Origin of the sequence: Desulfovibrio sp. JY (genome assembly GCA_021730285.1) — a bacterium.
Taxonomy (GTDB): domain Bacteria; phylum Desulfobacterota; class Desulfovibrionia; order Desulfovibrionales; family Desulfovibrionaceae; genus Solidesulfovibrio.
Map to the genome: position 1 here is coordinate 2,545,702 of CP082962.1, position 22,075 is coordinate 2,567,776.

A 22,075-nucleotide genomic window follows, 5' to 3' on the forward strand; every position below is an offset into this window, starting at 1 on the left:
ATGGCGGTTTTCCGCCTATACCTCGAACAGCGACTCCAGATCGGTCCTGGTCAGGGACTTGAACGCGTCCTGGCCGGGGATGATGGCCTCGGCCACGTCCTTTTTCTGCTCCTGGAGTTTGAGGATCTTTTCCTCCACCGTGTTCTGGCAGATCATCTTGTAGGAGAAAACCTGTCGTCGCTGACCGATGCGGTGGGTGCGGTCCGTGGCCTGGTTTTCCACGGCCGGGTTCCACCAGGGGTCGTAGTGGATGACGTAGTCGGCGCTGGTGAGGTTGAGCCCCGTGCCGCCGGCCTTGAGCGAAATGAGGAACACCTTGATGTTCTCGTCGTCGTTGAACCGGTCGACCTGATCGAAGCGGTCCTTGCTCGAACCGTCGAGGTAGGCAAAAGGAATCTGGCTGATGGTCATCCACGACCGGATAATGTGCAGCATCTGCACGAACTGCGAGAAGACGAGCACCTTGTGGCCTTCCTCGATGCAGTCCGTGATGAGGTCCTTGAAGGCGTCGAACTTGCCCGAGGGCAGGTTGGTGTTGACGCCCGGCAGGTCGAGCTTCAAAAGCCTCGGGTGGCAGCAGATCTGGCGCAGCTTGAGCAGGGCGTCGAGAATGGACATCTGCGACTTGGCAAGGCCTTTTTCGTCCACCGTGGCCAGCACCTGCTCCTTGAGCTTTTTCGCCAGGGCGGCATACAGCTCGAGCTGCTCGTCGAGCAGGTTGCAGTAGTAGACGTTTTCCACCTTGGGCGGCAGGTCCTTGGCCACCTCGGATTTGGTGCGCCGCAGGATGAACGGCCGCACCCGGCCGCGCAGGTAATCGAGGGTCTCCTCGTCGCCGTCCTTGATCGGCTTGACGATGCCGCGCTGGAAGGCGTTCTGGCCGCCGAGAAAACCCGGCATGAGGAATTCAAACAGCGACCACAGCTCGAAGAGGTTGTTCTCGATGGGCGTGCCGGACAGGCAGAGCCGGGTCTTGCCGGACAGGCGCCGCACGGAACGGGCCGTGATCGTGTTGGGGTTCTTGATGTTCTGGGCCTCGTCCAGGATGATGGTGGCAAACTCGTGCTTGAGCAGCTCGTCGAGGTCCCGGCGCAGCAGGGCATAGGTGGTGATGACCAGATCGGACTCGCCGATCTTCTTGAACATGCTTTCGCGCCGCGCGCCGTAGATGATGAGCCGCCGCAGGCTCGGCACGAACTTCTCGGCCTCGCGCTCCCAGTTGGGCAAAACCGAGGTCGGCACCACGATGAGGTTGGCCCCCGTGACCCCGCGCTCCACGTTGTGCTGAATGAACGACAGCGTCTGGATCGTCTTGCCGAGCCCCATCTCGTCGGCCAGGATGCCGCCGAAACCGTACTCCCGCAGGAAGTTGAGGTAGGACAGGCCCTGGGCCTGGTAGGGGCGCAGGCTGGCCGTGAGGCCCTTGGGCGGGCGCACCTGCACGATCTCGCGGAAGCTGTGGATTTTCTGGCGCAGGTTGTTCCAGAACGAGTCCGTGCGGGCCTCGGGCAGATCCTCGAGGATCTTGTCCAGGACCGGGGCCTCGAACTGCTTGAATTTCGTCTGGGGCGGCTTGTCCGTGTCGTAGCCAAGCGCCCGCAGCTTGTGAGCCAGCTTTTCCAGCCACGATTCGGGCAGGCTGGTGTAGGAGCCGTCTTTAAGCTGCACGTAGCGCTTGCCCTGGGTCCAGGCCTTCCAGATCTTCTCGATGGGCACGCGCTGGTCGTCGTAGGCCACCTGCAGATCCAGGTTGAACCACTTCTCGTCTTCCTTGGACTCCACCTCGGCCACGATGACCGGGGTGGACAGGCGCACCTTGTAGCGGGTCAGGTTCTTCTCGCCGTAGACCCGGTACTTCTCCACCAGCTTGGGATAGGCGTCGAGGAGGAAGACGATGGCCTCCTCGGTCTCCAGGAACCAGTTGGCATTGTTTCTGGCCTGGAAGCGCATGTCCGTCAGCATGTTGATGAGCGTCTGCTCGTGGTCGCAGTCCCGGGCGATGAGGTAGGAGCGGCCCTCGTAGAGGTAGGAGGCGGTCATGAGGTCGGGGTTGGGGCCCGACACCGTGATCTCGCCGTGCTCGGTCTGGTAGATGTTTTGGACCTGCAAGGTGAGCAGGCTGCCTTCCTCGTCCAGGAATATCTTGGGATCGTAGGTGGCCGGCACGAAAAACGGCTGCATTTTGACCAGGAATTCTTCCTGGCCGTAGAGGTCGGTCATGGGCAGGTGGGTCCAGACCCGGTCCAGGAATTCCGATACGTCGGATGTGGGAATAAACGGCGGCTGCTGCACCATGTCCGAGACGAGCTGGGGCGGCAGCCCCGTCTGCACCGGATAAAACGCGTTTTTCCAGCAGACCCAGATGGGCATCTGGCCGTAGAAATAGACCTCCTGCCCGAGGATCGAGAAGGGGGCCTTGGACGGGCTGCCGAGCAGGATGTCGAAGGACAGGCCGTCGTCGGCCAACCTCGGGGCGAGCTGCAGGCGCATGGTCTTGGACTCGATGCGCACGGGCTGCTCGGTGTCGCGCCAGTAGAGGTAGTATTCCTTGCCGATGGCCCAGAAAAACCAGGCGAGAAGTCCCGGCGGCAACTCCACCCGGTGGCCGGCGTAGTCCAGGTGGTGGTAGAGCATCTCGGCCACCACCGGCAGCTTGGGCGATAGCTCGGACCAGTCCGGGTTCTTGATGATCTGTTCCAGGGTGATCTCGGAGTGGACTTGCGAGATGCCGGACTTGTTTTGCCGGGCCCGGAAAAAGGCCACCTGGAGCCGGCCGGGCTCGGGATGGAAGCGGAAGATGAGATAGTGGCGGCCGGGTTCCGGTTCGGGTTCCGAGGAAAAATAGGTGCGGAAGGTCTGTCGCCATTCGCTGCGCGTCACGGCCGGGCTCTCGGCGTCGCCTCCCTCGGCGACGTCCAGGTTCCGGATGCACTGCAGGGCCGTGGCCCCGACGTGTCGGCACACGCCGGAGAACGAATCCGGGCAGTTGCAGAAGAAATTGATGGTGCCTTCCTTGAGGTTGACCGAGACTTCCGAGGCATATACCTGGAAATCGTCGCCCTGCACCTGTCCTTCCACGTCCCAGTAGTGGTCGTGCTTGTTGATGGAAAGCTTCTGGATGCCGTCCGCGGCCACGATGGCGTGGGAACCGTCCAGGATATATTCCGGTATCGTTTCCCGGACGAACTCCGAGAGCAGGGATTTGATTTTCGTTTCTTCGGTTCCAGGGGCCATGGGCCTACGACTCCTTAAGGTGCATGGCTTGTCCCGTCGGGCAGGGCCTTGAAAGGACGCGGCTGGGAACAGGCGGGCCCGGGACAAGGCGCGCCCTATAACAGATTCCAGACCGTTTGGGAACGAAATTGTTGCGGGGCCTACCCCTTGCCTGGGCGGTAAGTTGCCGCCACGGCAGCCATTCGGGAAAAAGGGCTTTTATTTTGAGCTGGCCCCGTATATGACATAACAGCACAAGGCCTTGCGCATCCGTTTTAATATGTCGATTTTAGCGGATGATGCAAGCGAAAAGGAGATCTATGCGGGTGGCGCGCGCCTTTTTTTTGGTTTTTCTCCTTGTGATAGCGCTTTGTTGCGGCTGTCAGGGGCCCTCCGACCAGCCAAAGGACGGCAAGACCCCGGCCAAGGCGGCGGCGACCCCGCCCGGACCGGCCGTCTCCCCGGGGAAACCGGTCGACGGCGGCCGCATCGTCATGGGCGTCATCGGGGAACCGAGCAACCTCATCCCCCCCCTGGCCTCCGATTCCGCTTCCCACGAGGTGGCCGACCTGCTCTACGTCGCGCCGCTGCGCTACGACAAGGACATCAAGCTCGAATGCTTCGCCGCCGAGCGCTATGAAGTGGATGACGACGGCAAGCTCCTCAAATTCTGGCTCAAGCCCGGCATCCGCTGGACCGACGGGGTGGAGCTCACGGCCGCGGACGTGGAATTCACCTACAGGCTCATGATCGACCCCAAGACGCCCACGGCCTATGCCGAGGACTACAAGGCGATTACGAGCTTCACGGTCACGGGCAAGTATTCCTTCGAGGTGCGCTACGCCGAGCCCTTCGCCCGTTCCCTGGTCACCTGGGCCGGGTCCATCCTGCCCAAGCACATCCTCAAGGGCCAGGACCTCATGAACACCAAGTACGCCCGGGAGCCCGTGGGCGCGGGGCCGTACAAGCTGGTTTCCTGGGAACCCGGACGCCGGCTGGTGCTTGACGCCAACCCGGACTATTTCGAGGGCCGGCCCCATATCGACCAGGTCGTCTACCGCATCATTCCGGACAGCGCGACCATGTTCCTGGAGCTCAAGGCCGGGGGCGTGGACATGATGGGGCTCACCCCCCAGCAGTACCTCTACCAGACCAAGGGGCCGCGCTGGGAAGCGGACTGGCGCAAGTTCAAGTACCTGGCCTTTGCCTACACCTATCTGGCCTACAATCTCAAAAGCCCGTTTTTCGCCGATGTCCGGGTCCGCCGGGCCATCGCCCATGCCGTGAACAAGGACGACGTCATCAAGGGCGCCGTGCTGGGCCTTGGCGTGCCCGTCATCGGTCCCTACAAGCCCGGCACCTGGGTCTACGACACGGCCATCAAGGACGATGCCTACGACCCGGGGCTGGCCAGGAAGATGCTGGCCGAGGCCGGCTGGGAGGACCGAAACGGCGACGGCGTGCTGGAAAACGCCGCCGGCCGGCCGTTTAGCTTCACCATCCTCACCAACCAGGGCAACGATCAACGGATCAAGAGCGCCACCATCATTCAAAGCGAGCTGGCGGCGGTGGGCATCAAGGTGTCCATCCGCACCGTGGAGTGGGCGTCCTTCATCAAGGAATTCGTGGACAAGGGCAACTTCGACGCCCTCATTCTCGGCTGGACCATCACCCAGGACCCGGACGTGTACGACGTGTGGCACAGCAGTCGCGCCGTGCCCGGCGGGCTCAATTTCGTGGGTTTTAAAAACGCCGAGGCCGATGCGCTCCTGGAGAAAGGCCGGCACACCGTGGATATGGCCAAACGCAAGAAGATCTACGACGCCTTCCAGGAGATCCTCCACCGCGAGCAGCCCTACCTTTTTCTGTACGCGCCTTATTCCCTGCCGATTTTGTCCTCGCGTTTTCAGGACGTGGCCGTGGCGCCGGCCGGCATCAGCTACAACTTCACCAAGTGGTGGGTGCCGCGGGACAGGCAGACCTTCCGCCTGGAAAAATAACGCCCCCAACGCCCGGATGACGAGGCCGGGCCGGCCATGATCCGCATAAACGAAATCCTGGACAAGACCGCCATCTATTTAAGCGAGGCGGAACAAGCGCTTATCACCAAAGCGTACGTGTTCTCCGCCGCGGCCCATGCCGGTCAGGTCCGCCTGTCCGGCGAACCCTATCTGTCCCATCCCCTGGAAGTGGCGGGGATCCTGGCCGACATGCGCCTGGACGCGGCCAGCATCGCGGCCGGGCTTTTGCACGACACCGTGGAGGACACCAAGGCCACGGTGGACGAGGTCGAGGAGCTTTTCGGCGACGACGTGGCCGATCTCGTCGACGGCGTGACCAAGATCAGCCTCATCCCCTTCGAGAGCAAGGAAGAGGCCCAGGCCGAGAATATCCGCAAGATGATCCTGGCCATGGCCAACGACATCCGGGTGATCCTGGTCAAGCTGGCCGACCGGATGCACAACATGCGCACCCTGGAGTTCCAGAAGCCCCATAAGCAGGCGCGCATCGCCCAGGAAACCATGGACATCTACGCCCCGCTGGCCAACCGGCTGGGCCTGCACCGCATCAAGACCGAGCTCGAGGACATAAGCTTCAAGTACCTGAAGCCCGACGTCTACAACCAGATAAAAACCGGGGTCGACCGCCACCACACCCTCGACGAGTCCTACATCGAGCGGGTCATCTCCCAGATCAAGGACCTGCTGCGGCCAAACAGCATCCGGGCCCGCATCTTCGGCCGCCGCAAGCATCTCTGGAGCGTGTTCAACAAGATGCGCGTCCAGGGGCTCACCCTCGACCAGGTCCACGACCTGGTGGCCTTTCGCGTCATCGTGGAAAATATCCGCGAATGCTACGCCGTGCTCGGCCTCGTGCACTCCATCTGGAAACCCGTGCCTGGGCGTTTCAAGGACTACATCTCCATGCCCAAGGCCAACATGTACCAGAGCCTGCACACCACGGTGGTGGGGCCTGACGGCGAGCGCATCGAGATCCAGATCCGCACGGTGGAGATGAACCGGCTGGCCGAGGAGGGCGTGGCCGCCCACTGGAAGTACAAGGAGCGCGAGAAGGGCAAGTTCAACCCGAAGGACGTGGAGCGCTTCGCCTGGCTGCGCCAGATCATGGACTGGCAGCGGGAGCTCAAGGATTCGCGCGAGTTCATGGCCAACCTGCGCTTCGACCTGTTCCAGGACGAAGTCTACGTTTTCACGCCCAAGGGCGACGTCAAGGAGCTGCCCGAGGGCGGCACGGCCGTCGACCTGGCCTTTCTCATCCATACGGCCGTGGGCGAGCACTGCGCCGGAGCCAAGGTCAACGGCAAGCTGGTGACCCTCGAGACGCCGCTCAAAAATGGCGACACGGTCGAGATCATCACCGACAAAAATCGCCATCCCAACCGGGACTGGCTCAAGTTCGTCAAGACCGCCAAGGCCAGGACCCGCATCAAGCACTTCATCCGCACCGAGGAGCGGGTGCGTTCCATCGCCCTTGGCCGCGAGATGCTGGAAAAGCAGGGCCGCAAGGACGGGGTCAACATCCAAAAGGCCATCAAGGACGGCTCCATGCTGGCCGTGGCCCGGGAGTTCTCCCTTGCCGGGGTCGAGGACGTGCTTTCGGCCGTGGGCTATTCGCGCATCACCCCAAAGAAGATCATCGGCCGGCTTGTACCCAAAAAGGAGGGCGAGGAGGCCGAGGCCCCGCACGCCAAGGCCGAAGCCCCGGCCGTTTCCCCGGCCGAGAGCGTGGCCGGGACCGGCAAGGGCAAACCCGGCGAGGGCGTGCGCATCCAGGGCGTGGACAACGTGCTCGTGCGTCTGGCCCAGTGCTGCAACCCCGTGCCCGGCGACGCCATCGTGGGCTACATTTCCCGGGGCCGGGGCGTGGTGGTCCATACCCACGACTGCCCCAACGTGCCCAACCTCGAATCCGAGCGCCTCATCCAGGTGAACTGGGAAGGCGAGAAGGAACAGCCCTACCATGCGGGGCTCTCCATCCTGGCCAAGAACAAGAAGGGCGTGCTCGGCAAGATTTCCCTGCTCCTGGCCGAGGAGGGCGTCAACATCGACTCCGGGGCCATCCATTCCAATGTGGACGGCACCACCCACCTCATTTTCCGGGTTGAGGTGCGCGATTCCAGCCACCTGTACCGGACCATCGACAAGTTGAGCCGCCTCGACGCCGTCATCGCCATCAAGCGGCAGGCGGTTACCGACGAACTTGGGGCCAGCCCCGAAGAGGAAGAAGCTCCGGGCGCATGATGGGGAGCCGCCGGCACAGACAAGGCATGGCCCGGACGGGGCGTCGGCTCCTTTTCGGGGCCGTGGCGCTTGCGGCCGTGGCGTTTCTCATCGCGAACGAACGCATGGCCGCGCCCTGGCGGGATCTGACCAGGGAGCTGGGGCCCGTGCCGCCGGCGTTCCACCTCCCCCTGGACATGCGTTCCAAGGGCGCGCAGACCGCCCTGGAAACCGGGCCGCACGGCGAAAGGATCCTGTGGGGCTACGGCCCGGAAACGCGGCTGCGCTTTGACACCCTGGCGCCCATGCGCCTTCGCCTGTGCTACGCCTTCACCTCGCCGGTGCGCGGCCAGGTCGTCACGGTGACGGTCAACGGACGCGCTCCGGCCACATATGACGCCCGGAAAGCCGGTCTCCCCGACGACGCCGGCCACCCCGTCTGCCGGGATTTCACCTCCCGGGCCGGGGACAACCGCATCACCTTCGCCTACCGGGCCTGGAACCATGGCGGCGACGATTTCGCCGGAAACGATCCCAGGTGGCTTGCCGTCACCTTCACCATGCTGCAACTGCTGCCCGTGCCCAGCGGGCCGGGGGCGTCCCGATGAGCGCCGACCGCCTGCCGCGTCTGGCGACCAAGGTCTGGATCGCCGGGCTCGTTGCCTACGTCGTCTGGCGGGCGTTTGGTCTGTCCATGACCTGCGACGAGGCCTGGACCGCCGAGCCCTTGCCCTATCCCGGGCTTTTTTCTTTCATCACCCCGGCCTTTATCGCCGGGCTCAACGTCCATCTGCTCAATTCCTGGCTGATCAACCTGTGCCTGACGGTTTTCGGCGAGCATGACTGGGCGGTGCGGCTGCCGGCCCTGGCCGGTGGCATTTGTTATCTTTGCCTGGCCTACCGCCTAAGCGCCCGTTTTTTTGCCGGCTGGGCCCTGCCGGCCGCAGTGGTGCTGCTTTCGGCCAATCCGTATATGCTCGACTTTTTCTCCATCGGCCGGGGCTACGCCCTGGGCCTGGGCCTGACTATGCTGGGCCTTTCCCGCCTGCTGGCGATCCGGGACGCGGACCGGCCGCCGTGGCATCTGGGCTTTTTCGCCCTGGCCGCCCTGGCCAACCTGTCCTTTCTCTACGCCTACCTTACCGCCCTGGCGCTGGTCGCGGTCCGGTTTCTCTGGCGGCTGCGGCAAGGCTCCCGTCCGCGCGGCCGGGAACTTGCCGCCGCCTGCCTGCCCGTCCTTACGACGCTGGCCGGTCTGGCCGCCATCTACGGCCCGGCCATGCGCCTGGCCGCGAAACACAACGAATATTGGTGGGGGAGCGACGCCGGCTTCGTCAGCGGCGGTCTGGCCAGCTTTTTTGCGGTCACGCTGTACCGCACCGGCATCGACCCGGCCCTGCCGCGCCTCCTGGCCTGGACGGCCATGGGGCTTTTGGCGGGGCTCGCGGCGGCGGCAACCGCGTCACGCGCCTGGGCCGGCCCCAGGCGGACGCTGGCTGCGGCCTTTTTCACGTTGCTGGCCTTTTGCGGCATCGTCTGGGCGGGCGTGACCCTGGAGCATGCCCTGTTCGGCACGCCGTACCTCATCGAGCGGGGATTGCTTTTTTACTGGCCGGCGCTGGTGCTGGCCATCCTTTGCGGTCTCGGCTGCCTGCCGCCCGGGAAGACGTGGCGGGCTGTCGGCGGGGGCGTCCTGGCCGTGCTGTGCCTGGCCGCGCTTGGCAATTTCGCCCGGGCCGCCAACCTCACCTACACGTTTACCTGGCGCAATGACGCCTGCTCGCGGCCCTTCATGCGGCGCATCGCGCGCGAGAACTACCCGCGCAATTTCACCCGCGAGAAGATCGGCATCGCCGTGACCCACATGGCCATCCACACCGTGGACTACTACGTGCGCCACCTGCACATGGCCTATGTGGAGACGGTGCGGGGCCTGGAATACCTGCCCGAGGCCGCCTACGGCATCATGCCGGCCGACCTCGCCGCCAGCCCGGAAGTGGCCGACCGCTTCGAGGTCATCATGACCTGCCCGGCAAGTGGCCTCGTCCTGACCCGCCGCCGGGGGGAAACCTTTCTGAAGAAAGGTTTCCCCCCGGACCCCCTTTCCAAAGACTTTTAATAGTTACAGGGCACTACCGTTACATTATCCGTAACCGTTGAACGTTTTAGGGAGGGGAGAGCGCGAGAGGGGAACCCCTTTTTCAAAAGGGGTTCCCCTCTCGCATCGCCTTTTCCTTATCCTACGAAGTATCATTGGCCAAAATATAGCCGACGAGCGCGGCGTTGAGGATGGCTCCCGGGGTGCCGCCGGTTGCGGCGGCGGCCGAAGCGGCGGCGAAGGTTGAGGCCGCTTGGGTGGAGATGGTCGGGCTGGTGATGCCCGAGGTGTCGAGGCCCGCGTTTGACAGCATGGTTTTCAGGGACTCGGTGTAGCTGGCGGCCTGGGTGTTTAAGATGTTCGCCCCGCTGGCCACGGCGGCGAGCCAGGCGGTCCCGGCGTTGGAGGCCATGGACGCGATGTTGGCCATGGCGTTGGAAATTTCGATCATGGCGTTGCTGACCGTGGCGGTCGGCAGGGTGATGCCGCTTAAGGTGTCGTACAGGCTGGTCATCGCGGCTTGTCTGCCGGCCTCCGAAGTGGTCGAGGCCATTGCCGTATTATAGCTCGTGTAGGCCTTCATGTACTGCACCTGGACGCTCGATTGGGCGTCCGTGGGCAGCAGGCTGATCATGGTATTGTTGAAATCGGCCTTGGCCGTGGCGATGCCGGCCCGGCGATTGGACGACGAGGATGCCGCGTTCTCGGCGGAGGTGAGCTTGGCGCAGGCAAGGCTGTATTGATACGCCCAATTGACGACGTCGCTTGTGCTCACGGATGTGGTGGCCATAGGTGCCTCCAGGCGGCAAGTTCGACCCGGTCCGGCGGGGACGGAATCGTGTGCCTGGGAGAGAGCAAGAAGGCTGCCAGCCTTCAAAATACGGGATAACCCGTTCGAATGGATTGAAGAATTTTGTAAGAGCCCAAGGAATATTTTGCCGCCCGGCCGAAACCTCCGGCCAAAGCTGCCGTCACCAACTCTCCACACGGCCGTCACCCACGCTCCAAATCCCTCAGGCAAACGGATAACGCTCGGTTCCCGAGGGGAGCCCCCGGGAGCTCCGGGCGTCCGCCAACCTTTCTCGCACTGGAGAAATGCCATGGGACATCTTGACGTGGATCGCTTCAAGCAGGTGCTCACCGAAATGCTCGACACCCTCATCGGCCAGTCGCGCGACTGCCTTGACGTCATGTCGCAGGAAGTGGCGGCTTTCGCCGATGTCACGGACCGGGCCACGGCCGAATCCGACCGCCACATGACCATCATCATGCGCGAGCGCGACCGTCAGCTCATCGATGAGATCCACGAAGCCCTGGAACGGGTCAAGGACGGCGAATACGGTATCTGTCAGGAGTGCGGCGAGGAGATCGGCATGGCTCGCTTGCGCGCTCAGCCCACCGCCACCCTGTGCGTGCACTGCAAGGCCATGTTCGAGGATATGGGCCGGCCCTACATGGTCCCGGCCGGAAGCGAGGCGGCCTTTCTCGAGGAATAGCCGCTGCTCGCACAATCGCCGGCCGTCCGGCTGTGCGGCGCGCCGGTCGCGTGCCGCGCTTCGAAGGACTGGCGTTTGCCGGGACGCGGCCCGGGCCGTGGCCCACGCCCGGAGTGCGTCTTTCCGGGCGGGCCGCGACTGCTGGGGAATGCCCGAAAAAAACGTCGGGCACGGAAGACGTAGCGTCCTTTTCGGGAAGGACGGGCCGCCGAAGCCCACGGTGCCGGTTCCTGAAAGCGCAGAGGCGTTCGGGAACGCGGCCTCAGGTCCGGGCCGGATCGGCCGGGACGTCCGGCAGGGTCAACTCGGCCAGACAGCCGCCGCCCGGGCGGTTGGCACAGGTCAGCGTGCCGCCGAGTTCCTCGGCGTTGCGTTTGGCGATGCAAAGCCCCATGCCGACGCCCACGGCCTTGGTGGTGAAAAATGGATCGAAGATGAAGGGGCGTATGTCCTCGGCCATCCCCGGTCCCCGGTCCTCCACGGCAAGCACCAGCCCTTGCCGGCCTTCCCGGCGCACGTGCACCGCAATCATGCCTGCCGCGTCGCCGCCGGCGGCGTTTCCCGCCTCCAGGGCGTTGGCCAAAAGCTCCGCCAGGGTCTCCACCGTCAGTTCGGCGTCGAGGCGCGCCAACCCCACGGCCGCGTCCACGGTAAAAGGCGCATTGCATCCCGTCCTGGACCGGGCCGTTTCCATGGCCCGCGTGGCCAGATCGACCGGGTCGGCCATGACCGGCACGGCCGATCGGCGTCTGGCATAGGACGACACGGCCCGTACCACGGATTCCAGCCGCCTGGCTCCGTCGAGGATTATGGCCAGCGCTTCGGCGTCGGGATCGCCTTCGGGATGGCGTCGTTGCAGCCGGCCGGCGAAACCGCCGATGATCATGAGCGGATTTCTGATCTGATGGGCCACGGCCAGGGAAAAGCGGCCGAGGCTTTCGATGCGCTCCTGCTGGACGGCGTGGATGCCGAGCAGCATGTCGCGTTCCCTGGCGTGGAGCGCGAAGATCTCGGTCATGTCGTCGATCTCGAACAGGATGCCGAAGATCTTTTCGTTTTCCAGGAGCAGCGAGCAGGACAGGCGGAAATGGCGCAGCGTGCCGTCGGGATGGCGGTAGGAGAAGGTGACGGGCGTGGGCTTGCGGCCGTGCTTGATGGGGGTGGCCAGGAAATGGGCTAGCCCGCGCGGGTTGTCCGACCGGGCGACGATGGATTTTGCCCTGGCCGGGTCGGCCAGGGATTGCGGCGTCTCGCCGAGTAGGGCGGCGGCGGCCGGGTTGGAGGCGTAGACCAGCCCCTTGCTGTTGGCGATGACCACCCCGGCCGAGAAGCCGCCGAGCAGGTCGTTAAAATAGGTGGAATGGGCGAAGGTCAGCATGGGGCGGCCTCGCTGGTGTGGCGTCCTGGCAAAAGCCGGCGCGTGTTGCGGGTGGGACGCGGCCACTATGGGGGGCGCGGGTTACGGCTCTATGACGGGTGCCGGCTGGCCCGGGGGGCACCATTTTGTCGTCTCCCGGGACGGATTTGTAGGGATCTGGTGTTTTTCCCCCTCGCTGCGAACATAATATCTTGAAATATTATAATAATTATTTGGAATGAATCTTGCTTTAGAAAAGAACATGGAAACGCTTGAAACCCGCTATGGCAACCTGCCCGTGGACGGTCCGGTGGACCGTTATCGGGACGGTTCCCTGCGCGCCGCCTATGTGGATGGCCCCGTGGCCCTGGAAACTTCGCTCGGGCGACTCACGCCCCAACACAGCATCGACGACACACGGCGCATGCAGTTGCCGCAGGTGACCTTTTTCCCCAACGGGCAAGTGCGCTCGTTGCCGCTCGAAACCCGCACCGTGGTGGCCACGCCGGTCGGCGAGCTCCCGGTGGAGCTGGTCACGTTTCATGAAAACGGCGCCGTGGCCCGGGTGTTTCCGCTCAACGGCAAGCTTTCCGGCTACTGGACCGAGGCCGACGAGGCGGGCATGGCCGAGACGTTGCGCCTGGACACCCCCGTTGGCCGCATCGCCTCCCGGTTCGTTTCCCTGGCCTTTTCCCCGGACGGGGCACTGCGCAGCCTCACCCTGTGGCCCGGAGAGGAAGTGACGGTGAAAACGCCGGTCGGCAACGCGCCGGTGCGCCTGGGTGTGAGCTTTTACCCCGGCGGCACCCTGCGCTCGGTGGAGCCGGCGCGGCCCATGGAAACCCCCACCCCGGCCGGTGTCATCTGGGCCTACGATCCCGATGCGGTGGGCATCTCCGGCGACGAGAACTCCCTGGCCTTCGAGCCGTCGGGCGCGGTCTCGCGCGTGGCCACCGTGCGTTCGCAGGTCGTGGCGCGGCTGCCGGGCGAGGCGCCCCGCGAACTGGCCCCGGCCGTGCGCGAAAGCATTTGCGGCGACGGCGACCGTGAAATAACGCCGCTGGTTCTGGAATTCACCGCCCAGAACCTCATCGCCCGCCACGGCAGCATCGGCAAGCCCTTCGCCATCCTGCCCCGGGCCGGAGCGAGCCTCGTGGCCAAGCCGTTCGTCTCGGCCTTTGCCGTTTCCTTCGCGCCGAAACACTGCGCCATGTAGACCGGTTTTCCTTGACGACCTCCCCTTGCGGCCTGATATGAAAGGATGGCGCGTCTCAACCGGGAAACGGCAGGACGCGCCATCGGACGCCACAGGCGTCCGCAACGTAGCAAGGAGGTCTCTCGTGATCAGAACAACCGGCATCTTGCTGGCTGTGCTTATTCTTGTCTTCGCATCCGTGGATTTCGCCGCGGCCAAACGGCTGGGCGGCGGCGGTTCCTTCGGCAACCGGCGGTCGTTTACCACCACCCGTCCGAACAATTCCGGCGCGCCTTCGGGCTTTTTCGGCAGCCAACAGCAGCAGTCCCGGCCCAATCCGGCGACCGCGACCAATCCCCGTGGCGGTTTCTCCCGGCCGGGTATGGGCGGCATGCTGGGCGGGCTGCTCGTGGGCGGGCTGCTCGGCTCCATGCTTTTTGGCGGCGGCCATGCCGGCGGTTACGGCGGTCCGGGACTGCTCGACCTGCTGCTCATAGGCGGCGGCCTCTTTTTATTGTTCCGGTTCCTGGCCCGTCGCCGGATGGCCGCCCAGTCCGGGCCGTCCATGGCGCGGACCTACGAGACCGAGCCCATGCGCGAGGCGGCCGGCAGCGGCTGGGCCAATCTCGGCGCGGCGTCGTCCGGGGCCCAGGCCCAGGATGGCTCCCAGGCCGCGTCCGGACCCAACGTGCCCCCGGGCTTTGACGCCGAGGATTTCCTTTCCGGCGCGAAAACGCTCTTCGGCCGGCTGCAACGCTCCTGGAGCGCCCGGGATATAAACGACATCGCCACCTTTGCCACGCCGGCCTTCATGGAGGACGTGCGTCGCCAGGCGGCCGAGGACCCGAACCCCGAACCGACCGACGTGCTGCTCGTGGACGCCAAGCTGCTGGAAGTGCGGCAGATGGGGGAAACGACCATCGCCTCGGCCTACTTCGATACCCTCATGCGCGAGGACCCCAAGGCCGGCCAGCCCGAGCAGGTGCGCGAGATCTGGCATTTCGTGCGCCGCGACAGCGTCCCCGGCGACAACTGGCGCCTCGACGCCATCCAGCAAATGGAAGGATAACAGGCATTTTTGCCTCGTCAGGTCCAGGCCCCCGCCATACGACGGGGGCTTTTTTTGTTTGGCGTTCCCGGAGCAAGGTCCGATTTCCGGTTGCGCATTCTTCAAGGCGTGCTACCGTAAGCTATCTCCATTGGCCGCTTCGTTGCCTGGAGTCGCAACGCGATGGTGATGCAAGGCCCTCGGCAAGGGGGCAGGGAGGTGGCACGGAAATGATGCCGGTCCGTTTTGCGGCGTGTGTTTCCGGATTTTCGTGATGGGGCGCTCGACGGCCCGCAACCGTGTGCTTTTTGGGGGTTGGACGCGTTTCGCCCCACAACATGTTTTTTGCTTGTGGATGCAGGCATCCCAAAGGAGAATGTTATGGTTTTACGGAAACTGTTGGCAACCACGGTCGCCCTGGCGGCGATCATCGTTTTCGGTTCCTGGGGCAGCGCCGGCGCGCAGATGGGGCCGGGCATGATGTCCGGCTACGGCTATCAGACCCTGACGCCGGAGAAACAGGCGGCCGCGCAAAAGATCTATGGCGCGTATTATTCCCAGACGAGCGCCCTGCGCCAGCAGCTCATCGCCAAGCAATATGAACTGAATGCGCTGATTTACGGCGGCAAGGCCGACGACAAGAAGGTGCAGGAGCTGACCGCGGAAGTCGGCCAATTGCGCTCGAAGCTCTACGAAGCGCAGGTCGGCCTCCAGCGCCAGCTGGCCAAGGAGGATATCCCGTTCATGGGCGGCATGCACGGCGGCGGCATGTACGGTGGCGGGATGTCCGGTGGCGGCATGATGGGCCCGGGCATGGGCATGTATTAGAGACAGGCTGCTTAAGCGACCAGGGGAAGCCCTGCCTCCCCTGGTCCCCCGCTTCTATAGTATCTAACTCTTTGTTTTCCGTGGAAAGTCTTTGGAAGGGGGGCTGGGGGAAACCTTTCGTAAGACAAGGTTTCCCCCAGCTCTTTTCTTCTTCTTACACCGTCACCACAGGCAGCCCGGCCCGGGTCCAGGCGATCATGCCGCCGGCCACCGAGCGCACGTCGTTGCAACCCTTGGCGGCCAGGGCGCTGCCGATGATGTTGGAACGGTAGCCCGAGCCGCAGATGACCACCACCGGACCGGAAAAGCACAGGTCCACCCCGCGTTCCAGGATATCGGCAAAGGGCTGGTGCGCGGCGGCGGCCACGTGGCCGGATTCCCATTCCGCGTCGGTGCGCACATCGAGCAGCGCCGGCGGATTGTCTCCCTCAAGAGCCCTGGCCAGGTCGCGCACCGACATCTGGGCCAGGGACGCCACTTCCCGGCCGCTCTGGGTCCAGGCCGGCATGCCGCCGCCCAGGTGCCCGAGGATGGCGTCGTAGCCGATGCGGAAGAGCTCCAGCCGCACGGCCGAGGCCCGCTCCCTGTCCGCCGCCACGATGAGGATCCTGGCGTCCGGGGCCACGGACATGCCCACCCAGTTGGCGAGCTGCTTGTCGAAGCCGATGTTGAGGCTGCCCGGGATGTGCGCGCCGCCGTAGGCGGCCGTGTCGCGGCAGTCGATGACCACCGTTTTCGGCGTGGCCATGAGTTCCTCGAACCGGTCCGGGGTGAGTTCCCGCTCCATGGGGCAGGCGTCACTCAGGGGCGCGCCCTTGCGGTTGGTCTTGATGATGTGGCTGAAGCTTTTCGGCCGGGCCGGCAGGTGGGACAGGATGGCGGCCTTGAAGCTGGCGAAATCCGCGTAGCCGAGCATGGTGTTGGCCCGGCGCTCGTAGCCGAGGGTGGACACGCCCTTGGCGCTCATGCCCCGGCCGCACAGCGAGCCCTGGCCGTGGGCGGGGTAGATTTCCAGGTCCGCCGGCAGCTTGGCCAGCTTCCCGTATAGGCTGTCGTAGAGGTTTTGCACCTGGGCATCGAGGATCGCCGCGCCCGGCAGGTCCGGCCGGCCGATGTCGCCGACGAAGAGCACGTCGCCGGTCAGAAGCATGCACGGCTCGGGCGAGCGCACCAGGTCGCTGACCAGCAGGGACACGGAATTGGGGGTGTGGCCGGGGGTGTAGAGCACTTCCAGGCGGGCCGCGCCGGCCTCGATCACCTGTCCCTCGGCCAGGGGCTTGTGGGGATAGGCCACGCCGGCGTCGGGGTGGATGTGAATATCGGCCCCTGTGGCGGCGCGCAGTTCCTGGCCGCCGCTTACGTGGTCGGCGTGCAGGTGGGTCTCGATGATGCCGATGATGCGCATGCCCTCGTCGCGGGCGATTTCCAGGTAGCAGTCGATGTCGCGTTTGGGGTCGACCACCACGCAGACATGGGCGGCGGGGCAGCCGAGAACGTAGGAAAAACAACCCAAACCCGGAGTCTGTATCTGCTTGAAATACATCCTTCTCCTCCTTGCGACTTTCGGTCGTGAGTGCCCTTAGCATGGCCGATTTATACGACCTGGGCAAGGCAGGCTTCACCAAAAATCCAGTGGAATACTTCCCCTATTAAAGTTTTTGGGGAGGGTGGGGGTCCGGGGGAGGGAACCCTTTTTTTCAAAAAAGGGTTCCCTCCCCCGGCGGCCTTCGCTTCCCCCAACTCCTAAGGAATTATCACCAATCCCGCGCCGGTGGGCGTGAAGTCGCCCTGAAAATGTTCGCGCAGATAGTCCAGCCCGGCCTGCCCCGTGCAGTGGCCGGCGTAGAGCCGCGTCACGCCGAATCGCTTCAGGGCGTCGACGGTCTCGGCCATGGCGGACTCGGGCGCGCCGATCAGATGCAGGCCGCCGACAACCGTTTGGAAGCGCTCGATGCCGCACGCATCCCTGGCCGCTTCCAGACTATTGGCCAGACCCGCATGGCAGCAGCCCAGAAGCGCCAGCTTGCCCCCCGGCGCGTCGATGACCAGGAAGGCGTCGTCGGGCACGAGGTCCGGCACATGGCCGGCGGTGTCGCAAAAGAGGTTGGCCGTGGCCGTGAAGTTGCCCGGCCGGCGGGGAATGTCGGTAACGCAGGTGAGCCCCGGAGCGAGGGTGCGGGTTTCCTGAACGGGAATGAATTCGGGCAGGCCGTTCGGCAGCCGGCCGTCGTCCATGCCGGCGGAGCGGTAGGTGGTGGCGTCGCGGCGGCTGTAGCGTTGTTGCCAGACGTCCGGATGGCCGTAGACCGGGCCGGTGTACCCGGCCTCGATGAGGGTCGCCAGCCCGCCGCTGTGGTCGTAGTGGCCGTGGCTCAGCGCGATGCTCCGGGCGGCGGTGGGGTCGATGCCCAGGGCGGCGGCGTTTTGCGCCACAAGCCCGGTCTGGCCGGTGTCCCACAGGAAACAGCCGGCCTCGCCCGCATCGATCCACACCGACCAGCCGTGTTCGGCCGCAAGGCGCGAATCGCTCGAGACGTTGTCCACCAGAACGCGCAGGGACCGAACAGCCATGACTGTGCTCCCTAGGCCACCGTCGCGAGCGTGGCCAGCAAGTCCTTGGCCGCCGCCGCATCCGGGCTCGGGGGAAGCCGCTTGAGAATGCCGAGCCCCTCGCCGGCTTCGTGGAAATCCGCTTCGGACAGGTCGGACACCACCGCCGTGAAAATCATGGCGTTTTGCTGCATGAGCCTCGCCACCAGCGTGAAGGGTTCCAGGTCGGGCAGGTTTTCGTCGACCACGCACAGAACGGGACGACCCGCTGCGGCGGATTCCAACGCGGTGGCCGCGTCCGGGGCAATGGTCACATGGGCGCCGCCGGCAGCCAGGGCGGCGGTAAAATCGGTGAGCACCCGGGGACGGGCGGTGACAAGCAGAATTTCCATAAACAAGGTCTCCCTTAGGCCTTGCCGCAACACGAGCCGGGGCCGGCGCAACCGGCATGGCCGGGATGCGAGCCGCAACAGCCATGATCCGAGGGACCCGGCAGGCCGGTCGTCGCCTTGCCCGTCAGCGAACTCGTGGCGGAAAGCAGTTTTTGCGCCGCGGCCCCGCACTGGGGACAAATCGGCGCATCCTCGGCCCGGGGCCGGATCACTTCGCCGCTATACCCGCAGGCCGGGCAGGTAATGTCATAAATCGGCATGTTATTCTCCTTTCCTGCGCCTCCGGCGGCCAGGAGGGACGCTGTCCCTCCTGGACCTCCCTGCCAGGGGCGCTGCCCCTGGACCCCGCCGGGAGGCCACGGGCCCCCCGGTCCCCCCTTCCCGCCGGTTGTCGCTTTTTGGGGCGGTGTGCCGCCCCCAAAAGCGACAACCGGGGAAAAGGGCGGCCATGCGGTGCTCGCGCACCAGACAAGGCCCGTTAAAGTTTTTGGGAAGGGGTCCCGGGGAAACCTTTTTTTCAAAAAAGGTTTCCCCGGGCCGCCGGAGGCATCTTTTCTCCTCTGCTCCCTACGCCATACCGCCACCGCAGGTGTGGTTGAGGGAGAACTCGGCCAGTTTGCCGGACAGGAAGGCCTGCACGGCCATGCCCACGGACGGGGCGTCGCCGCCGTGGTAGACCTTGATGCCGACCTGGTTGAATCCCATCAGCGGCCGCATGCCCATGCCGCCGGCGAGGAGCACGGTGACGCCGTTTTCGGACAGGTGATTGACCGGGGCCATGCAGCCGCCCTGGACGTGGGGGACGTTGGGCAGGGTGTCGACCTTGGTGATCTGGCCGTCGGCCACATCGATCACGGTGTAGCAGTCGCAGTGACCGAAGTGCGCGCCCACGGCGCTGTCCATGCCGCCGGGCTGGGCGGAGGGGATGGCGATACGACAGGTTTCCATAGTGTGTTCCTTCTTATTTGCCCTTGGCGCTGGTATCGGCCAGGGCGATTGTGGCGTCCCACAGGCGGCGGATGTCGTCGGCCAGGGGGCCTCCGTATTCGGGCAAAGTTTTTCTGGCCACCATGGCCCGGGTCACATCCGGGTGATGGGGCAGATGGCCGAGCAGGGCCAGCCCGTTTCGGGTGCAATAGTCCTCGATGCGGGCGGCCTCGTCGGGATTGAGGTCGGCCTTGTTGATGATGACCCCGGCCGGCAGTTTGAAGTGGGCGCACAGGTCGGCCACGCGCTTCAAGTCATGAGAGCCGGAGGGCGTGGGCTCGGTGACGAGCACGGCGAGACTCGCGCCGGACAGGGCGCTTATGACCGGGCAGGCGATGCCGGGCGCGCCGTCGCACAGGATCAGGTCGAGGCCTTCCATTTCCGCCAGCTTGCGGGCTTTTTGCTTGAGCAGCATGACCAGCCGGCCGGAATTTTCCGCGCCGGGGTCGAGCCTGGCGTGGACCAGCGGCCCGAAGCGGGTGGAGGCGACGGCGGAAAAGCCGCAGGTGCGCGGTGGAAAGGCGATGGCCTGCCGGGGGCACAGCACCACGCAAGCCTTGCAGCCTTCGCAGCGGCTTTCCTCGATGCGGCATTTCCCGTCCGGGCCGGCGATGACGGCGTCGAACCGGCAGGTTTCCTTGCAGATGCCGCAGCCGTCGCAGACGTCCTGGTCGATGACGGCCAGGTTGCCCGAGATGAACGGCTCCCGGGCCTCGTCGGACGGATCGAGCAGGATGTGCAGGTCCGGGGCGTCGACGTCCAGGTCGCAGACGACCTTCTTTTTGGCCAGGGCGGCGAAGGCCGCCGTAAACGACGTTTTGCCGGCTCCGCCCTTGCCGCTTAAGATGATGATTTCACGCATGGCGGACCTCCGGGACAAAGCTGGCCACGTCCTTTGCCAGCTTGAGCGTCAGTTCGCGGTAGGCGGGCGAGACTTCGGGCAGGAGCCTGCCCCGGGCATAGGCTTCGGCCACGGCCCGGTCGTCGGGGATACGGGCCAGGATGGGGAGGCTGGCCTCGCGGCAGATGCCCTCGAGTTCGTCGGCCGGCAGCCCGGACCGGTTGATCACCACGGCCATGGGCTTGCCGAGCGGGGAGAAGGCGTCCACCGCGAGGCGGAAGTCGTGGATGCCGAAGGGCGTTGGCTCGGTGACCAGCACGATGGCGTCGGAGCGGGACACGGCGGCGCCGGCCGGACAGCTCACCCCGGGCGGGGCGTCGCAGATGACGTCCGGCGCGGGCTCGGCCTCCCGCTCGACGAGCAGCGCTTCCAACCGGGCCAAAACGGCCCGGATGAGCGCTGGGCTCATGGCCTCGCCCACCCGCAGCCGGCCGTTTAGGAACGTGATGGCCCCGGCCGCGCCTTCCTCGATGCGGCCAAGTTCGCGGGCTCCGGCGCCGATGGCCCCAAAGGGGCATATTGCCGCGCAGGCGCCGCAGCCATGGCACATCTCGTCAAAGACCATGGGCGTGTCGCCAAGGATGGTGATGGCCGCGAACTGGCAGATTTCCCGGCACGATCCGCAGCGCGTGCACCGTTCCACGTCGATGACCGGGATTTCGATGTTGGCGATATGGGTGTCGGTGATAAGCGGGCGCAGAAACAGGTGGAGATTGGGTTCCTCCACGTCGCAGTCCACGGCCACGACCGGAGTCCCCACCGCCTCGGTCCAGATCGAGGCCAGGGCGGCGGACACGGTGGTCTTGCCGGTGCCGCCCTTGCCGCTGGCGATGCTCACGCGCATGGTGCCTAGGCCCCCGCTCCGGCGCGGTATTTTTCCACGGCCTGGCCCACGGTCAGGCCTTCCATGCCCTCGACCACGCGCACGCCGACGGCCTTGAGCGTACTGGCCGCCTTGGGGCCGACAACGCCCGTCAGGAGCACCTTGGCCCCGGCCTCGGCGATGCGCCGCGCCGTTTCGATGCCCGCGCCGTGGGCCATGGTCTGGGACGCGCCGTTGTCCAGCCATGTGCCCTGGCCGTCCGGGCCGACCAGCACGAAGCCGGCCGCGCGGCCGAAGCGCGCATCCACGGCGTCGTCCATGTTCGGGCCTTCGCTGCTGACTGCGATGATCTCACTCATGACAAGCTCCTTTCTCCGGGTTTGGCGTCGCTCCGGCCCCCTCCAAACGTTTTTGAAGGGGGCCGGTCCAGGGGGAACCTTTGTTAAAACGTTTCCCCCTGGCCGCCGGAGGCTGCCTTTCGCAATGCCTCGGCCAGCATCCCGCCCTGGATCATCCAGTGGTGCACGGCCTCGCGCACGGCGGCGGCGGCCAGGTAGGCGCAGTGGCGGTCGTCTTCGGGAAATCGGCCGACCGCGGCGACAATGGCCGCCTCGTCGATGTCCACGGCTTCGTCGAGGGAGAGCCCCTTGGCGAGCCCGGCGGCCGTTGACGCGGCGATCTGGCTCGAGGCGCAGCCGTCGGTGTCGAAATCCGTGGCCACGATGATTTCGCCCTCGATACCCAGGGCAATGACGATGGTGTCGCCGCAGGAGCCCTTGACCCGGCCGACGGCGGTGGGCTCGATCAGGCGCTCCCGGTTGGGGGCGTCGTGCCAGATCCGGAAGCCTTTTTCGCCGAAGCGTTCGACAAGCGCGGCCTGCTGCTCCTCCTCGAACACGTCAAGGACCATGGACAGCGGGTCGTTCGGATCGCGTTCCGTGGTCAT

The 22,075-nt window shown here is 65.2% G+C and carries 20 protein-coding genes; 8 read left to right on the plus strand and 12 right to left on the minus strand.

From position 1 onward, the window contains the following. Window positions 1–15: 15 nt before the first annotated feature. On the minus strand, window positions 16–3,234 hold the full coding sequence (locus tag K9F62_11420) for a DEAD/DEAH box helicase (GenBank protein ID UJX39338.1): 3,219 nt from the start codon (window positions 3,232–3,234) through the stop codon (window positions 16–18). Between the two features lie 299 nt (window positions 3,235–3,533). Here K9F62_11420 and K9F62_11425 point away from each other — a divergent pair, with 299 nt between their 5' ends. The 4 genes from K9F62_11425 to K9F62_11440 are packed head-to-tail and all read left to right on the plus strand — an operon-like array spanning window position 3,534 to window position 9,573. Continuing rightward, on the plus strand, window positions 3,534–5,213 hold the full coding sequence (locus tag K9F62_11425) for a peptide-binding protein (protein UJX39339.1): 1,680 nt from the start codon (window positions 3,534–3,536) through the stop codon (window positions 5,211–5,213). Between the two features lie 36 nt (window positions 5,214–5,249). Beyond that, window positions 5,250–7,475, plus strand: coding sequence for a bifunctional (p)ppGpp synthetase/guanosine-3',5'-bis(diphosphate) 3'-pyrophosphohydrolase (locus tag K9F62_11430; protein UJX39340.1), 2,226 nt, complete (start codon window positions 5,250–5,252; stop codon window positions 7,473–7,475). Next, window positions 7,472–8,062: a hypothetical protein gene (locus tag K9F62_11435; protein ID UJX39341.1), complete on the plus strand. Its 591-nt coding sequence runs from the start codon at window positions 7,472–7,474 to the stop codon at window positions 8,060–8,062. Before K9F62_11430 ends, K9F62_11435 begins: the two co-directional genes overlap by 4 nt. After that, entirely contained in the window at window positions 8,059–9,573 is a 1,515-nt protein-coding gene (locus tag K9F62_11440) for a glycosyltransferase family 39 protein (GenBank protein UJX39342.1), read from the plus strand. Before K9F62_11435 ends, K9F62_11440 begins: the two co-directional genes overlap by 4 nt. A 121-nt stretch (window positions 9,574–9,694) precedes the next feature. On the opposite strand, the gene K9F62_11445 is transcribed toward K9F62_11440, so the two are convergent. After that, complete coding sequence (locus K9F62_11445) at window positions 9,695–10,342, minus strand: hypothetical protein (GenBank protein ID UJX39343.1); 648 nt, start codon at window positions 10,340–10,342, stop codon at window positions 9,695–9,697. A 310-nt stretch (window positions 10,343–10,652) separates the two neighbouring features. Between K9F62_11445 and K9F62_11450 the strand changes: the two genes are divergently transcribed. Then, window positions 10,653–11,048, plus strand: a complete 396-nt coding sequence (locus tag K9F62_11450; GenBank protein UJX39344.1) for a TraR/DksA family transcriptional regulator — start codon at window positions 10,653–10,655, stop codon at window positions 11,046–11,048. Window positions 11,049–11,310: 262 nt separating this feature from the next. Here K9F62_11450 and K9F62_11455 read toward each other — a convergent pair whose 3' ends face one another. Further along, complete coding sequence (locus tag K9F62_11455; protein UJX39345.1) at window positions 11,311–12,426, minus strand: PAS domain-containing sensor histidine kinase; 1,116 nt, start codon at window positions 12,424–12,426, stop codon at window positions 11,311–11,313. A 241-nt stretch (window positions 12,427–12,667) separates the two neighbouring features. Between K9F62_11455 and K9F62_11460 the strand changes: the two genes are divergently transcribed. The 3 genes from K9F62_11460 (at window position 12,668) to K9F62_11470 (ending at window position 15,476) form a co-directional block, all read left to right on the plus strand. Then, window positions 12,668–13,621, plus strand: a complete 954-nt coding sequence (locus K9F62_11460) for a hypothetical protein (protein ID UJX39346.1) — start codon at window positions 12,668–12,670, stop codon at window positions 13,619–13,621. 124 nt (window positions 13,622–13,745) lie between these two features. Beyond that, window positions 13,746–14,669, plus strand: coding sequence for a 39S ribosomal protein L45 (locus K9F62_11465; protein ID UJX39347.1), 924 nt, complete (start codon window positions 13,746–13,748; stop codon window positions 14,667–14,669). 360 nt (window positions 14,670–15,029) lie between these two features. Further along, entirely contained in the window at window positions 15,030–15,476 is a 447-nt protein-coding gene (locus K9F62_11470) for a periplasmic heavy metal sensor (protein ID UJX39348.1), read from the plus strand. Between the two features lie 154 nt (window positions 15,477–15,630). Here K9F62_11470 and K9F62_11475 read toward each other — a convergent pair whose 3' ends face one another. The 9 genes from K9F62_11475 to K9F62_11515 form a co-directional block, all read right to left on the minus strand. Beyond that, a complete protein-coding gene (locus tag K9F62_11475) occupies window positions 15,631–17,019 on the minus strand; it encodes an MBL fold metallo-hydrolase (protein ID UJX39349.1) in 1,389 nt (462 codons plus the stop codon). A gap of 200 nt (window positions 17,020–17,219) precedes the next feature. Further along, window positions 17,220–18,047 carry an MBL fold metallo-hydrolase gene (locus K9F62_11480; protein ID UJX39350.1) on the minus strand — a complete coding sequence of 276 codons (828 nt, stop codon included), beginning with the start codon at window positions 18,045–18,047 and terminating at the stop codon, window positions 17,220–17,222. 11 nt (window positions 18,048–18,058) lie between these two features. Continuing rightward, entirely contained in the window at window positions 18,059–18,418 is a 360-nt protein-coding gene (locus K9F62_11485) for a hypothetical protein (GenBank protein UJX39351.1), read from the minus strand. A gap of 14 nt (window positions 18,419–18,432) precedes the next feature. Next, entirely contained in the window at window positions 18,433–18,678 is a 246-nt protein-coding gene (locus K9F62_11490; GenBank protein ID UJX39352.1) for a zinc ribbon domain-containing protein, read from the minus strand. A 307-nt stretch (window positions 18,679–18,985) separates the two neighbouring features. Continuing rightward, window positions 18,986–19,366, minus strand: coding sequence for a NifB/NifX family molybdenum-iron cluster-binding protein (locus K9F62_11495; GenBank protein UJX39353.1), 381 nt, complete (start codon window positions 19,364–19,366; stop codon window positions 18,986–18,988). Window positions 19,367–19,379: 13 nt separating this feature from the next. Further along, the gene (locus tag K9F62_11500) at window positions 19,380–20,267 is read right to left on the minus strand and encodes an ATP-binding protein (GenBank protein ID UJX39354.1); all 888 of its coding nucleotides are present in this window, start codon (window positions 20,265–20,267) and stop codon (window positions 19,380–19,382) included. Further along, complete coding sequence (locus K9F62_11505; protein UJX39355.1) at window positions 20,260–21,150, minus strand: ATP-binding protein; 891 nt, start codon at window positions 21,148–21,150, stop codon at window positions 20,260–20,262. The genes K9F62_11500 and K9F62_11505 overlap by 8 nt, the downstream gene beginning before the upstream one ends. Window positions 21,151–21,155: 5 nt before the next feature. Then, window positions 21,156–21,488: a NifB/NifX family molybdenum-iron cluster-binding protein gene (locus K9F62_11510; GenBank protein UJX39356.1), complete on the minus strand. Its 333-nt coding sequence runs from the start codon at window positions 21,486–21,488 to the stop codon at window positions 21,156–21,158. An 83-nt stretch (window positions 21,489–21,571) separates the two neighbouring features. Further along, on the minus strand, window positions 21,572–22,075 hold the full coding sequence (locus K9F62_11515) for an iron-sulfur cluster assembly scaffold protein (protein ID UJX39357.1): 504 nt from the start codon (window positions 22,073–22,075) through the stop codon (window positions 21,572–21,574).